The following is a 14,667-nucleotide window of genomic DNA, read 5'->3' as shown; positions in this document are numbered from 1 at the left end:
GGCCCCATGTCTCCCGATACCCCGTTACCCCAGCTCGGCGGGCGGACGGCCGCCGAGTTCCTGAGTCATTACTGGCAACGCAAGCCATTGCTGATCCGTGGTGCCTTTCCGGACTTCGAAAGTCCGCTGGACCCGAACGACCTGGCAGGCCTGGCCTGCGAGGAAGGGATAGAGGCCCGTCTGGTCGAAATCAATGGCGATGAGGGGCCCTGGCAGGTTCGTCACGGCCCCTTCGATGAAGACACCTTCAGCACGCTTCCCGAACGTGACTGGACTCTGCTGGTCCAGGCCGTGGATCATTACGTTCCCGACGTTGCCGAATTGCTGGAGCACTTCACCTTCCTGCCACGCTGGCGTCTCGACGACATCATGATCAGTTATGCCCCGCCGGGAGGTAATGTCGGGCCGCATGTCGATCAATATGATGTCTTCCTGTTGCAGGGCAGTGGCCAGCGCCGCTGGCAGCTCGGCGGACACCTGTCGGAGGACGCCCCAATCATTGATGGTATCGACTTGAAGATTCTCAAACACTTCAGTGTCGAGGCAGGACAGGACTGGGTATTGGAACCTGGCGACATGCTCTACCTGCCGCCGGGAGTAGCTCATCATGGTGTCAGTTGTTCCGATGATTGCCTGACGTACTCGATTGGCTTCCGAGCCCCTTCAGCCGACGAGGCCATCACCTCGTACGCCGATTATGTGGGCGAGACCCAACCCGCATCACACCGTTATGCCGATGCAGCCATGAGTCCTCCCGCCGACCCCGGCGAAATCGATGACGATTCACTGTCCCGTATGCGTTCGCTGATTCTCGAGACGCTGGACGATCCCGCCATGCTGGCTCAGTGGTTCGGTCGTGTCATGACCCAGCCCAAGTACGTCGATCAACTGGTGCCCGCGGAAACGCCAACCGATGTCGATGTGCTTGTCGCCGAACTACACGCCGGGATATCGCTGGAACGCACTCTGGGATCACGATTCGCCTGGCGAGCGAAGGATGCGGCAACAGCCACCTTGTTCGTTGATGGCGACGGTATCGATTGTTCTCCGTCTCTCGCCCGCCATCTCGCCTCCGGGAGCCCGATTACCGGTGATGTGTTGAACCATGACGGCGCCGCCGAACTGCTCGCCTCGCTCGTCGATCGAGGCAGCCTGGTATGGCCAATGAATGACGATGATCAGGACGAGGATGAAGCGTGGACAACGTAATGATGGAGAGTGGCGACTGGACCACTCTGGGACCGGTCGCCGGTGAGATACGTCGCCGCGTGTTTATCTTGGAGCAGCAGGTTCCCCAACACGAGGAGTGGGATGGACGTGACGACGAATGTCTCCATTTCCTGGTCTGGTCAGGAAAACATGCTATCGGCACCGCCAGGTTACTGCCCGATGGTCATATCGGGCGTGTCGCTGTGCTGAAGGAAGCGCGAGGATCGGGAATTGGCCGGGAACTCATGCAGTTTGTCATCGATACGGCTCGACAGCGGGGCCATGAATATCTTGAACTTGCCGCCCAGACCCAAGCCCTCGATTTCTACCGCCGCCTGGGTTTCAAAGACTTTGGTCATGACTTTATCGATGCAGACATACTGCACCGCAATATGCGCCTCATTCTAGTCGATTGATTCTTCTTGAATATTTTTACTCGGCGAAATATAGCTACAGAAACGGACCAACCTCTCTCCTTTTGTAGTTCTGCTACAACCATCATTACCCCTAAGTAATGATTGTTGAAAGCGCAAGATATGAACGATATTGCACTGCAAGACAGGAAAAAAACGCACGTTTTATGCCCCTCTTGTAGTGAGACGTACCCATAGGCATTTCTGCGTACTTCCTGTTCGACTAAGGCAGCACAGACAGCTTTAGTGTTCTGAATAGACATACTGATTTCGCGGATGCAGCACTACCCTGTTTCTCCCGAGAAGTCTAGATTGGAGCACTCGGCATATCCCGCCCAGGCTGTTTGCCTAGTCAATCAACCGACCTGGTTGCTGCCATGACCATCGCTCACGAAAGAAGGACGGCTCGAAATGTCAGCTTACCAAAACGACATCAACGCGATTGAACGGTTGCGCAGCGCTCAAGACGGCAAGTGGGATAACATCAATCCCGAGTATGTGGCTCGCATGCGTGCTCAGAACCGTTTCAGGACCGGACTGGATATTGCTCGCTACACCGCCGCCATCATGCGCCGCGATATCACCGAGTACGACGCAGATCCCAGCAAGTACACTCAATCGCTGGGCTGCTGGCATGGCTTCATCGGTCAACAAAAGATGATCGCCATCAAGAAGCATCATGGCACCACCAAGGGGCGTTACCTCTACCTCTCCGGCTGGATGATTGCGGCCATGCGCAGCGAGTTCGGTCCCCTTCCCGATCAGTCGATGCATGAAAAAACCGCGGTTCCAGCGCTGATAGAGGAGTTATACACCTTTCTCCGGCAGGCGGATGCACGGGAGTTGAATCATCTATTCCGGGAGCTGGATACGGCTCGCGACAAAGGGGACCAAGTCAGAGCGCGGTCCATCCAGGAACAGATCGACAACTTCGAAACGCACATCGTGCCGATCATCGCCGATATCGATGCCGGTTTCGGTAACGAGGAAGCCACCTACTTGTTGGCCAAGAAGATGATCGAAGCCGGCGCTTGCTGTATTCAACTCGAGAACCAGGTATCCGACGTCAAGCAGTGCGGCCACCAGGATGGCAAGGTCACGGTGCCTCATGAAGACTTCGTGGCCAAGATCAATGCCGTTCGGCATGCCTTTCTCGAGCTGGGCGTCGACGATGGCGTCATCGTAGCGCGCACGGACTCTCTCGGGGCCGGTTTGACGCAGAAGCTGCCTGTCAGCAAGGAACCTGGCGATTTGGCATCGCTGTACAACAGCTTCCTGTACACGGTACCGATCGATACCAGCGACGATATCAATGAGGGCGATACCGTCATCAAGCAGGACGGTGAATTACGCAAACCCCTGCGCCTTGCCAATGGCCTATACCGCTTCCGTTCGGGTACCGGCGAGGACCGGGTGGTTTTCGATTGTGTCAACGCCTTGAAGAATGGCGCCGACTTGCTGTGGATCGAAACCGAAAAACCCCACGTGGGCCAGATCGCCAGCATGGTCAACCGCATCCGTGAGGAGGTTCCTGACGCCAAACTGGTCTACAATAATTCGCCTTCGTTCAACTGGACGCTCAACTTCCGTCAACAGGTCTACGACGCCTGGGAGAAGGAAGGCAAGGATGTCTCGGCCTACGACCGTGATCAACTGATGAGTGCCGAGTACGATGACACGGAACTGGCAGCCATTGCCGATGAGTGGACCCGCAATTTTCAGCGCGACGGATCGCGAGAAGCGGGCATCTTCCATCATTTGATCACGCTACCCACCTATCACACCGCCGCCTTGTCGACGGATGAATTAGCCAAAGGGTATTTTGGCGATGAGGGCATGCTGGCTTATGTGGCGGGTGTACAGCGTCAGGAAATCCGCCGTAGCCTGGCCTGTGTCAAACATCAGGATATGGCTGGCTCCAACATCGGCGACGACCACAAGGAGTACTTCGCCGGCGAAGGAGCTCTAAAAGCCGGCGGCAAGGCCAACACGATGAATCAGTTCGGTTGATCTCACGATTCGACAGTACATTCCAGGCAACTTAGGGAAGGCGTCCGCCTTCCCGTTTTTCCTGATCTTCCACAGTATTTATCATATTCGCACGCTACACTGGTGACACAAGAATGGTCTAATCGGTAAATGGGAAATAGTGTTAGACTCGTTATAAAACGCTGTTCTATAATCCTCGACAAGGACATGAGGTCTCAATGGGTGTATCAGGAGGTTCTTTCATGAAACGTCTTCTGCCCGTGCTGGCGATCAGCATGTTGACACTAGCGGGGTGTGCCAATACCAGCCCTTACTCTGGCGATGTCTACCGTGGTAGTCAGGCAGGAACCGCGCAAACTGTCAGCTATGGCACCATCACTGCCATCCGCCCTGTACAGATACAGGCTGATGATCAGAACAGCGGAGTCCTCGGTGGCCTGGGGGGTGCCGTGATAGGCGGGCTGCTGGGTAATCAGGTTGGTGGTGGTTCAGGTCGCACGATCGCAACAGCCGCCGGCGCCATCGGCGGTAGTGTCGCCGGACGCAAGATCGAGGATACCGCCAATCGCGCCAATGCCCTGGAAATCGAAGTGCAGCGCGACAATGGCGAAAACGTCGTCGTCGTTCAACGCCCTGACCGAGCAGGTAGTCTGGATGTCGGACAGCGGGTTCGCTTGATTGGCAGCGGGGCCAACATGACGGTAGCCCCCTACTGATCATGAACCAGCTAGAGTCATGCGTCATGATACGCGACACCGGGGTCGCCAAGAGTTGGCGGCCCCGGCATTTCGTGGTCAACGCCATTCACGATTCAGTGTAGCTTGACCTTATTCATCGCCAAGCAGATCACGCGCTTGCCCAACAGGAAAAGCAACCCAAGAACGATCAACGTCATCAGCATCTCGACGGGGCGCACGATGAACGTAGCGCCGAGGACTGCCAGCGCTGGCGACCAGATCCAACGGTCATCCCGGCCACTGAGTAGCTGCCGAGGCAGCTTGTTCTCGAAAAAGCGCCCCAGGGAGCCATCCCAACTCCGCAAGCACGAATAAAGAAACACGGCAAACGCGAGCAACCAGATCAATGTCACGGTCATGGCTTCCTCCGGGTGGAACATTACTGTCTTTTCTTTCGAGAAATACTACGGCAACACCAGCGCCCCTCATACCCCAGCATTGCATCAGACTAGCTCTGCCATGAAATGCGCTGCAACGTCTCCTCGGTACGCTTGAATCAACGTCAAGGAATCATCGCAAAAAATGAAAAAATTCCCGATGCCCCTGACAGGCCCCAGGATCGCACGTTACCATGATACTGACATGTACTCACCGAAAGGTTCTTCAATGCAGATTGCGCAGAACACCGTCGTCGCGTTCCACTATACCCTGACTAACGAGTCAGGTGACGTGCTGGACAGCTCGGAAGGCCGCGACCCACTCACCTACCTGCACGGTGCCGGTAATATCATTCCTGGCCTGGAAAAGGAACTGGAAGGCCGTGAGAGTGGTGAACAACTGCAGGTGACGGTCGAGCCTGCCGAAGGCTATGGCGAAACCCAGCCGTCGCTGGTCCAGGAAGTGCCGCGTGACGCGTTTCAGGGTGTAGATCAGGTAGAGCCGGGAATGCAATTTCAGGCTCAGACCCAAGGCGGTCCCTTGATGGTTACCGTCACGCAGGTCGAGGGCGATACCGTCACGGTTGACGGCAACCATCCGTTGGCCGGTCAGACGCTGAACTTCGACGTACAGATCGCTGAAGTGCGCGAAGCCAGCCAGGAAGAAATGGAGCACGGCCACGTCCATGGTGAAGGTGAAGGTGAAGGTGACGAAACTCACTGAGTGAGTTGCGATTCACATGGCTGGTTGCCCGCGCGGGCCCATCGAAAAGAGCAGCGATACGCTGCTCTTTTTTGTTGCCGGTCGGACTAGTGGTGGCTTTCCTGCTGTTTTAGCGTCCAGTATCCGCCATACAGTCGAGTCGCGGTCGTGATCAGACAAGCCGCGGCAAACACCATGGCCGTCCACGGAAACAAGGATGGCCAAAGACAGAAAACGACGAACGCCAATACGGTTTCCGTTCCCTCGGTCAGGCCATGCAGGTAATAGAAGGCTTTCTGTTCGAAATGCGGACGTTCCAATTGATGCTTCGCCGCCATGATGGCGAATGCCAGAAAGGAACTACCCGTCCCCACGAAGGAAAACATGAGAATGGCGGCAGCCACACCATTGGCGACGGGATCGGCGAGCGCAAAACCGAGTACGACGGCGGCGTAAAAGAGAAAATCCAGCCCGATATCAAGAAAGCCTCCGGCATCACTGGCCCGTTCCGAGCGTCTTGCCAGAGACCCATCGAGCCCATCTGCAAGCCGATTGATCAAGATGGCTATCAGTGCCCAACCATAAAGTTCCCACGCTAACAAGGGAACGCTCAGCATTCCCACCATGAAACCGCCCACGGTAACTTGCGTCGGTGTCACCCGGCAACGCACCAGGGTGCGTGCCAGCCAATTCAGCGGCGTTTGTGTCAAAGGCATGGTCCAGCGGTCCAGCATGGTGGCTCCTAGTCGTTCATCATCAGTGGCGACGCCACCGGAAATAGCGTTCAAGCAAATTCAGAAGACGTTCAGGCTTGTGTGCATTTTTCCAGACCCCAGCACTGGCCTTGGCTGCTTCGGACCACGTCGGGTAGGAATGCACGGTTCCCAGTAGTTTGTTGAGACCGATGCCCTGTGTCATGGCCAGCGTGAACTCTGCCAGCATCTCACCGGCACCATGCCCCACGATACTGACTCCGAGAATTCGATCCTTGCCCGGTGGCGTCAGGATTTTGACAAAACCTTCAGTACGATCCTCGGCAATCGCACGGTCCAGCTCACTGAACGCATAGCGTGTCACCTCATAAGACACATTCCGGGCGTTGGCCTGACATTCATTGAGCCCGACGCGAGCCACTTCCGGCTCGCAGTAGACGACGGCCGGCAGGCAACGATAATTCACGCCGAACCGCTTGAATTCCCCGAACAGCGCGTTCACGGCAGCATGCCACGCCTGATGGGCACTGGCATGAGTGAGCTGATAAGGACCGGTCACGTCGCCACAGGCCCAGATGTTGGGATGCAGGCTACGCAACGTCTCGTCAACATCCAGAGTGCCGTCATCCCGCATCGGGATACCCAGGGCATCGAGTCCCAGCCCTTCGACATTGGCCTGTCGACCTACGGCCATCAGCATCCGATCGAAGCCGATTCGTTCGATATCAAACCCGTTTTCCCCGGGTCGCTCGACGACCAGAACATGCGCTGCCTTGTCATGTGCCGTCCCGGGTTCGACCCGTATCGCCTGCCATCCAAGGCGCAGGTCGACACCCTCACGTGACAACCGTGCAGCAAGGACGTCAGCCACATCACCATCTTCACGTGCCAATAACTGGCCATCACGCTGAACTAACGTGACCTGACTGCCCAAGCGCGCAAAACTCTGCCCAATTTCACAACCGATCGGCCCTCCTCCAATGATCACCAGTCGCTCAGGTAACCGGTCGAGTTGCCAGAGATTATCCGACGTCAGTACCTCGATATGTTCCATTCCCGGTAAGTTCATCACGCGAGGTCTGGCGCCGGTGGCGATGATGACGTGACGTGTAGAGAGCACGCGCTCATCGACTCGCACCTCCCATGGCGTCTGCAATCGGGCATGTCCCTCGATGACCTCGACCCCCAGCCCTTGATACCGTTCCGCGCTGTCATGAGGAGCCACTTCGTCGATGGCTCGGTGTACATGAGCCATTACCGCCTTGAAATCAACCCGAGGCTCGCCCGCCTCGATTCCATATCGGCCGGCCTCGCGAACGGCCTGGGCCTGTCGTGCCGACGCAATGAGTGCCTTGGAGGGAACACAGCCGGTATTCAGGCAATCGCCTCCCATGCGCTCACTCTCGACCAATGCCACCCGCGCTTTGACTGCCGCCGCGATGTAACTGGCAACCAATCCGGCAGATCCCGCCCCGATCACGACCACATCGTAATCGGCGGTATGCGGCTTGCCATAACGGCGCGCCATGCGACGGCGCTTGACATAGTCCACCCCACGCCTTGCCAGCAGGGGAAATATCCCGATCAATGCAAACGAGAGAATCAACCCCGGCGACAACACACCACTCAATGATTCCAGGTCGCCCAACTCACGTCCGGCATTCACGAACACCGCCGTGCCAGGCAGCATGCCCAACTGGCTGACCCAGTAGAAGGTCCACACCCGCATCCGCGTCAGGCCCATGACCAGATTGATGACGAAAAACGGGAAGAGTGGAATCAGGCGCAACGTGAAAAGATAAAAGGCACCCTCGCGGGCGATCCCACGGTTGATACTCTCCAGTTGGCGGGAAAAGCGTCGCTCGATAGCGCTCTGCGCCAGTGTCCGGGCAATCAGGAAGGCCAGAGTCGCACCCATGGCGCTGGCAAACGAAATGATCACCAGTCCCCATCCCAAACCGAACAGCGCCCCACCTAACACCGTCAATAGCGTCGCACCGGGCAGCGACAGCGCGGCCATGACCACGTAAATGACGAAGAATCCCCCGGACACCACCCAAGGTTCTGCGGCCAACCAATCCTGAAAGTGATCCTGGCGTGCTTTGAGTGCCTCCAGGGTCAAGGCGTCATCAGCGCCACTGAGGAAAAAGAGAAGAACGGCCGTGGCAAGAACGGCAACGAGAATCAGCCGGCGTGATAACAAGAATGGCACTCCCTGTAAGTTGTGGCTTCTGATTGTCTCTGCGGGGCTGTACCTTGGTGGAATATGACGCCAACACCTTACAGACTCGATGGCACTGAACTGTGAACGGTTCTCGCTATCCAAGGATAGTAAACCATGCAACCTTCGAGGCACCTCATGTCACCATCGACTGCGTTACGCTATTTGACTGCTGCCGCCCTGCCCTTTGCCATCATATCGGCAACGCAGGCCGAGGAGAATGATGATGGCGACACGGCCCGCGCTGTCTTTGCCGGCGGCTGTTTCTGGTGTGTCGAAGAAGCGTTCGATCCGGTCGCAGGCGTGCTGTCCACGACGTCGGGATTCAGTGGCGGACACGTCGAGTCTCCAACATACAACGACGTAGTCGACGGCGGCACCGGCCACGCCGAGGTCGTCGAAGTGACATATGATCCCGAGCGGGTCGATTACGAAGACTTGCTCTATGTATTCTGGCGCAATATCGATCCCTTTGCCGAGAATCGGCAGTTCTGCGATGTGGGCGACTCCTATCGCAGCGCCATCTTCGTCATGAACGACGAGCAACGGGAATTAGCCGAGAGCACGCGTGACGAATTGGCTGAACGCTTCGACCGAGACATTGCTACCGAAATCGAGGACTTCGAGGCCTTCTACCCGGCGGGTGACGAACATCAGAACTATTATCAGGAAAATCCCGTACGTTACCGCTTTTACAAATCCGGTTGTGGCCGCGAAGAGCGTCTTGAGGAAATATGGGAAGAAGAAGCCGGAGGCCTAGCCGATGGCCGAGTGGAACGTGCTGAGTGAACGTTCACGTCGCTTCAACCAGGCCGCAGTGGCAAGGGTGAACACCAGAACCAGCCAGGACGCGATGACCACTCCCGGCCAACCACCCACCAGCCAGAACGGCTCGAGGTAGAACGCACCCAGGCTCGCGCCGACATAGTAGAAGACCAGGTAGAGCGCTGACGCACTGCCCCGAGCCTCGGTAGCATGGCGGCCTACCCAGCTGGACGCCATGGAGTGGCAGAAAAAGAAGCCGAACGCATTGATCGTCAGTCCCAGAAGAATAACGGCCAGTGGATTGGCTAACGTGATCAGTGTACCGCCCATCAGAATCACGATTCCCATCATCATGCAGGTCGGCTGCGCCAGTCGCTGAGCCACTCGCCCCGATAGCGCCGACCCCAGCGTACCGCCCAGATAGGTCAGAAATATCATTCCCAGCCATTGAGTGCTCAAACCGTAGGGACTGTCATTCAACCGGAAGGTCATATAGCTGTACTGATTGATGAAAATCAGGAAGTTCAAGCCGCCGATCAAATAGGCTGCCAACAGTACAGGATTGGCAAGATGGCCACGGATCGATTGCAGTGCCGGTCGCCACTTGAAAGGTGTCGCCTGGAAGTGGCGGGCCGGCGGCAATAGCCGCCAGAACATTACAATGCATACCATGCTGAGAATACCGACCGCGAGAAAGCTGGCTTGCCATCCTCCCAGATGCGCCGCTGTGCCACCAATGACACGCCCGCCGATACCTCCCAGAGTATTGGCACTGATATAGAAGCCCACCGCCAACATCAGGGCTCGCTTATCAAACTCATCTCCCATCCAGGCGATGGCCACAGCAGGCAACCCCCCAAGCACGAATCCTTGCAGCGCCCGCACGATCAGCAGTGCTGCGAAGTTCGGCGCGAGCGTCACCACCAGCGAACACAAGCCGGTCAACAACAAGGTAATGCGCATGATCGCACGCCGACCAATGGCATCGGACAGCGTTCCGAAAAACAGCAACGACATCGCCAGTGTCAAGGTTGCCACTGACATCGCCAGCCCGACCACCAGCGTCGAGATACCAAAGGTATGTCGGAGCTCCGGCAACAACGGCTGGGGGGCATACAAATTGATGAATACCGTAAAGGATCCGAGGCACAGCGCCAGCGTCGCACGCCACCACTCACGGCTATATGCTTCGATCATGGATATCTCCTGGCTGGGATGGTCATGATCGCGTGAATTAAGGCATCATCCAAATAGAACATTAAGATACATTCCATCGGATATTCTTATGGCCCTTCCCTTCGATCTACGTGCCCTGCGAGTCTTCGTGACGATTGCCGATCACGGCGGATTCAGCGCTGCTGCCCGAGAATTGCATGTTGCGCAGTCAGCTGTCAGCCAGACCATCGCCAGCCTGGAAGAGCGTCTGGACGTTCAACTCCTCCACCGTCATGAACGACGCATCAGCCTGACGCCCGAAGGGGACATCCTCTGCCAGCATGCGCGTGAATTGCTGGCTCATGCCGAGGCCGCCCATCTGGCGATGCGAGAGCTGCACGGCCTGGTCAAGGGAGAAGTCCGCATTGGCATTCCCTCCATGCTGGGGTCCTACTACTTCCCGCCACTACTGATGGGATTCAAGGCGCAACACCCCGGCATTCGGCTGACCGTGATCGAAGCCGGGACACGGCGCCTGCAGCAAATGATTCATGATGGTGAGCTGGACTTGGGTGTGGTGATGGATGACGCCGACAGCCAATCGCTGGAACGACGACATTTTCTTCGAGAAGAAATGGTGGTCTGCGTGCCTCATGATCATGAGTTTGCACAGCGAAACGCCGTTACCGCAGACGCATTCTTCAGAGAACCTCTGGTGCTTTTTCAGGATGGCTATTTCCACCGTGAATTCGTGGACACACTGGCTCGAGACACCCAGTATCAGCCCGATATTGCTTTTCAATCCAACCTGATCCCACTCACCAAGGCCATTGTTCGTCAAGGCTTTGGTATAACGACGTTCCTGCGGCGGGTCATCGATGACCCCGGCCTGGCCGCCGTCTCTTTCGACCCACCGGCCTGGCTGGATCTCTGCCTGGCCTGGTCGGCGCGGGCCGGGTTATCACGTGCGGAGCGTGCTTTTGTCGACTTTGTCGTCGACCATCAGCAAGCGCTCACCGATCACCATGATCAGGAGCCGGAATAGCGCGATAGCATGGCACGATGCGCAAGGCGGGTCGGCTCCATGGGGCGACGCGCCTGCCAGAAGTGGCGCTGCCAATAGAGGTTGTCTATTTCAGAAAGCATGACGCCTTGCGAGGTGGAGGCATGCAGAAAGCGACCTTCACCGACGTAGATTCCCACATGGCGGTAGACACCCGGCGGTCTGAAAAAGACGAGATCGCCCGCTTCCAATTCTTCGAGAGAAACACGGTGCCCTTCCACGGCTTGGGACTCCGTCGTTCGGGGCAGATGCGTATCGAAACGTTCATCGAAGATAGCCTGGACCAGCGCCGAGCAATCGATACCGTACTCGCCCTCTCCCCCTAGTCTATACGGTGTTCCGACCCAGCGTTCATGCTCATCCAGCAGCGCCTGGCGAACGACCTTGGGCGACGGTTGCAGAAAACTCTGTACCAACGGCTCATCGAGGGGAGAATGAGGGAGCGTTTCCGCCGAACCGTGACTGAAGTAATCGGCATCACTCGGCGGCTCTTGTGTCGTTGTACCAGCACATCCGGCCAAAGTCGCCAGCAAAAAAACGCATCCTGCAAGTCGCAGCATCCTGATGCTCTCTTGTTATCCATGGACACGGCTCGACCTCAATCCCTCTTGATGCATGGTCGAGCCACCTACAAAGTGAATGAATATAATCGACTTTCACGTCATTGGCGAATTCAGGGACACACGTTGCACATTCCGACGACTATACATCGCCCTTCAATGCAGGGTATGGGCATCTCCCAGCAAGGTATCGATATGCATGGGCGCCCAGTGATGTGGCCGTGCGCCAGGAAAATCCAGGCTCGACCACGGACCGGCAAGCGGTGGCGCCCCGGTCAACCAGCCGACCAGCGCGTCACGAAAGCGCTGAAGAAACGTATGACGTTCTTCGGTTTCCGCCATGAAAAATGCAAACCCTGCATAGAGTCCTGCGGCGTAGGCCGACCAATCACCATAGTGCGTCTGCGCCAGTGAATAAGCCGTTTCCAGATAGAGATCGAACGTCTGGTCATCCAGCCAGCCTAACTGTCGTCCCGCCATGGCCAGATCGATACTCTGGGCAATGTCCCAGGCTGCCATGTCCACATCATTGCAGCACGCATCGTTTTTCTGCACTCGCTCGAGTCGCAATAGGTGATTGCGGTCATCCTCATTGCAGGCGCTGGCTTCCAGCATCGCGATTTCCGATGCCAGCCGCTCCTTGTTGAGGGTGTAGGGTGCATAATTGATCTGATAGTCCTGACGATCACCGGCATTGAGCAGGTAATCAAGAAACTCAAGCAATGCATCACGATCCTGCAGGGCATACTGCTCATCGAGCCATTCACGAATCGCCCGGCATTCACGCTCACTCTCCTTCACCGGCTCCGCCCAGACATTGGGGTTCAACGGTCCAACCAATGTCTGAGCGGTAAACCGGCGAAGACTGGGCCGTATGCCCGGCTCGTGCCAGGCCGTCGCACACCAGTCGAGCCAATGGAACGGACTGCCGGGATCATCACGATGCCAGCGTATATCCGGAGCCAACGCACCAGAATGATCGTCGGGCAAGGCTGTTTCCCAGGCCGCCCAGGCATCAAGCAGCCGTCGCGCATCACCGTAGAAACGACACAAGACACTCCGCAGAGCCTCAGCCAATGCATCGAGTGATGTGGCATCAAAGTCCCCGCTGTCCATCGCCAACTGCAAATGAAAGGCATACTTTTCAGCCATGTAAATGGTGGCCGCATGATGGCTGCAGCGTTTCAAGGCTGCCCGCTGATTAACGGCATCCGGCTCGGGTTTGCCTAACCTGGTGTCGGTAGGCGGTAGTGCATTATAACGAGCATCCGCGGCCAGCTGATTGAGGTGATGAGCCTGTGCAGGGAGCCAATGACGCGAGAGTTCGGCCAAATCATCACCGGGATACAGCCCTAACGCTTCCTGCAAATGCTGCCTGGCTACCTGGCGCTGCTCCTCGGAAGGCGAAGTCACAGCCGTTCCCTGGCGAACCAACAGACCCGGCTCTCTTACAGCAGCCAGGGTCAGGACCCAGTGTCTGGCATCGTTTCGCCACTGGCCAATGGCAGCACGTGATGCTGCTCGCGTGTTGTCATCAAGGACCTCCCTCAATGGCAACTGCCAGGGGCTCGCGGGCGAGTACCAAAGCAAACGCCAGTCATGTTCGTTATCCGCCATGACATCGCGCCCTTCGAAGAGGGAGCGTCCACGCTGATAAGCATGAGACAAGGCAATCCAATCACTGTAACGCCGCGCAATCAAATCCGCCCCATGCGCAGCAAATGCCCGGGACTCAGCAGCATCAAGCCACTCCAGGCCCTCACCGACGAACGCGAGCTCCACCAGCCGCACCCAATCCCACGCGGCCCACTCCAATGGTTCGCCACAGGACACGAACGCAAGCAGCGTGCGTCCATAAGACGCGGACTCCTGGAGCGAAACCAGCCAGCGCTGGCGGTCACGCTCATCCTTGTCGAGCAACTGCATCGCATCCATGTCCCACTGATAACGGTCTCCCTGGCCCGCCAGCCATAAAAGCGTGCGAATCAGATCGTCACGGCCTCGAATGTCCCACTCCTGACGCAACCACTCAATAGCATGCGGCGTATCCAGAGATGCGTTCGCCGGGGACACCAGCGTCGGCGCGAAAACAGCACGCAACCGCCAGACGGTAGGCTCGGCCCAGAGAGAGGTATCAGGCTGCGGCTCGGCTAGTGCCTGCTCCAGCCGTTCCCAGGTGACACCGTCTCCTTCACGTTCCAGTGTCAATAGGGCATCACACGCCTGCGGAAAGCCGTCATCACCGCGCCACCATCCTTCAGCACCACGGACCTGACGCAATGCACTCAGCCACGACGACAGCGCCGCATGATGACGACAAATATCAGACGCCACATGATGAACCCAGGCACGAGCTTGCGACTCTCCTATCCAGCCAGCGGCAACGGACAGCGCCACCCCCTCCAATGCCGCCAACTGAACGGTTGGACTTGCTTGTTCCAATGAACAAGCTTGCAGAAGCAGCCATCCCAACTCACCGCGGTCCCGCATCCCCATCTGCATGAGGTGCGACTCAGCGAGTTGAGACTCCATAGCTGTCGGGTCGGGATCGAATGGCCAACCGCAAAGCACGAGTTGTTGTGCCCACCATGCATTCAGGGGATCAACCAAATTTCACCTCGATAGGGGTAGAGCCAAGACGGCACGACGATAAAACGGTGCCTAGTGTAGCCGAAAGCGAGGCCATCGCCGATGCCTAAGTATTATGACGCCATAGTCATGCTCGCGGGGAAAGAAAAAGGTTGGCGCAGTGTTTTAAATAA

At 57.1% G+C, this 14,667-nt stretch carries 13 protein-coding genes; 7 read left to right on the top strand and 6 right to left on the bottom strand.

Annotation, left to right across the window (positions count from 1 at the left end):
• Positions 1-6 precede the first annotated feature (6 nt).
• The 4 genes from BLW01_RS14360 (at position 7) to BLW01_RS14345 (ending at position 4,327) form a co-directional block, all read left to right on the top strand.
• On the top strand, positions 7-1,209 hold the full coding sequence (locus BLW01_RS14360) for a cupin domain-containing protein (protein ID WP_092570915.1): 1,203 nt from the start codon (positions 7-9) through the stop codon (positions 1,207-1,209).
• Positions 1,197-1,625 carry a GNAT family N-acetyltransferase gene (locus tag BLW01_RS14355; protein WP_373294226.1) on the top strand — a complete coding sequence of 143 codons (429 nt, stop codon included), beginning with the start codon at positions 1,197-1,199 and terminating at the stop codon, positions 1,623-1,625. Before BLW01_RS14360 ends, BLW01_RS14355 begins: the two co-directional genes overlap by 13 nt.
• Positions 1,626-2,033: 408 nt before the next feature.
• Positions 2,034-3,632 (top strand): isocitrate lyase, encoded by a 1,599-nt coding sequence (locus BLW01_RS14350; RefSeq protein WP_092570911.1) that lies wholly within the window; start codon positions 2,034-2,036, stop codon positions 3,630-3,632.
• A 221-nt stretch (positions 3,633-3,853) separates the two neighbouring features.
• Complete coding sequence (locus BLW01_RS14345; protein ID WP_092570909.1) at positions 3,854-4,327, top strand: outer membrane lipoprotein; 474 nt, start codon at positions 3,854-3,856, stop codon at positions 4,325-4,327.
• Positions 4,328-4,422: 95 nt separating this feature from the next.
• On the opposite strand, the gene BLW01_RS14340 is transcribed toward BLW01_RS14345, so the two are convergent.
• Complete coding sequence (locus BLW01_RS14340) at positions 4,423-4,707, bottom strand: hypothetical protein (RefSeq protein WP_092571233.1); 285 nt, start codon at positions 4,705-4,707, stop codon at positions 4,423-4,425.
• Between the two features lie 247 nt (positions 4,708-4,954).
• Between BLW01_RS14340 and BLW01_RS14335 the strand changes: the two genes are divergently transcribed.
• A complete protein-coding gene (locus tag BLW01_RS14335) occupies positions 4,955-5,449 on the top strand; it encodes an FKBP-type peptidyl-prolyl cis-trans isomerase (RefSeq protein ID WP_092570907.1) in 495 nt (164 codons plus the stop codon).
• Positions 5,450-5,535: 86 nt separating this feature from the next.
• Here the strand turns inward: BLW01_RS14335 and BLW01_RS14330 are convergent, their stop codons facing one another.
• Both BLW01_RS14330 and BLW01_RS14325 read right to left on the bottom strand, forming a co-directional pair.
• The gene (locus BLW01_RS14330; RefSeq protein ID WP_092570905.1) at positions 5,536-6,162 is read right to left on the bottom strand and encodes a CDP-alcohol phosphatidyltransferase family protein; all 627 of its coding nucleotides are present in this window, start codon (positions 6,160-6,162) and stop codon (positions 5,536-5,538) included.
• Between the two features lie 22 nt (positions 6,163-6,184).
• Entirely contained in the window at positions 6,185-8,344 is a 2,160-nt protein-coding gene (locus BLW01_RS14325) for an FAD-dependent oxidoreductase (protein ID WP_092570903.1), read from the bottom strand.
• Between the two features lie 156 nt (positions 8,345-8,500).
• On the opposite strand from BLW01_RS14325, the gene msrA reads away from it, so the two are divergent.
• On the top strand, positions 8,501-9,151 hold the full coding sequence (msrA, locus tag BLW01_RS14320; protein ID WP_092570901.1) for a peptide-methionine (S)-S-oxide reductase MsrA: 651 nt from the start codon (positions 8,501-8,503) through the stop codon (positions 9,149-9,151).
• Here the strand turns inward: msrA and BLW01_RS14315 are convergent.
• On the bottom strand, positions 9,119-10,324 hold the full coding sequence (locus tag BLW01_RS14315) for an MFS transporter (protein ID WP_092570899.1): 1,206 nt from the start codon (positions 10,322-10,324) through the stop codon (positions 9,119-9,121). The two genes, msrA and BLW01_RS14315, sit on opposite strands and share 33 nt — an antisense overlap.
• Before the next feature lie 88 nt (positions 10,325-10,412).
• Here BLW01_RS14315 and BLW01_RS14310 point away from each other — a divergent pair, with 88 nt between their 5' ends.
• The gene (locus tag BLW01_RS14310) at positions 10,413-11,327 is read left to right on the top strand and encodes a LysR family transcriptional regulator (RefSeq protein ID WP_092570897.1); all 915 of its coding nucleotides are present in this window, start codon (positions 10,413-10,415) and stop codon (positions 11,325-11,327) included.
• Here the strand turns inward: BLW01_RS14310 and BLW01_RS14305 are convergent.
• Complete coding sequence (locus tag BLW01_RS14305; RefSeq protein ID WP_092570894.1) at positions 11,312-11,905, bottom strand: C40 family peptidase; 594 nt, start codon at positions 11,903-11,905, stop codon at positions 11,312-11,314. The genes BLW01_RS14310 and BLW01_RS14305 overlap by 16 nt on opposite strands.
• Positions 11,906-12,061: 156 nt before the next feature.
• On the bottom strand, positions 12,062-14,515 hold the full coding sequence (locus BLW01_RS14300; RefSeq protein WP_092570892.1) for a DUF1266 domain-containing protein: 2,454 nt from the start codon (positions 14,513-14,515) through the stop codon (positions 12,062-12,064).
• Positions 14,516-14,667 lie beyond the last annotated feature (152 nt).

This window comes from Aidingimonas halophila, from assembly GCF_900106955.1.
In the GTDB taxonomy this organism is placed as follows: Bacteria; Pseudomonadota; Gammaproteobacteria; order Pseudomonadales; family Halomonadaceae; genus Aidingimonas; species Aidingimonas halophila.
The sequence above is the reverse complement of the archived record's forward strand: the minus strand, read 5'-3'. Positions and strand labels throughout refer to the sequence as shown.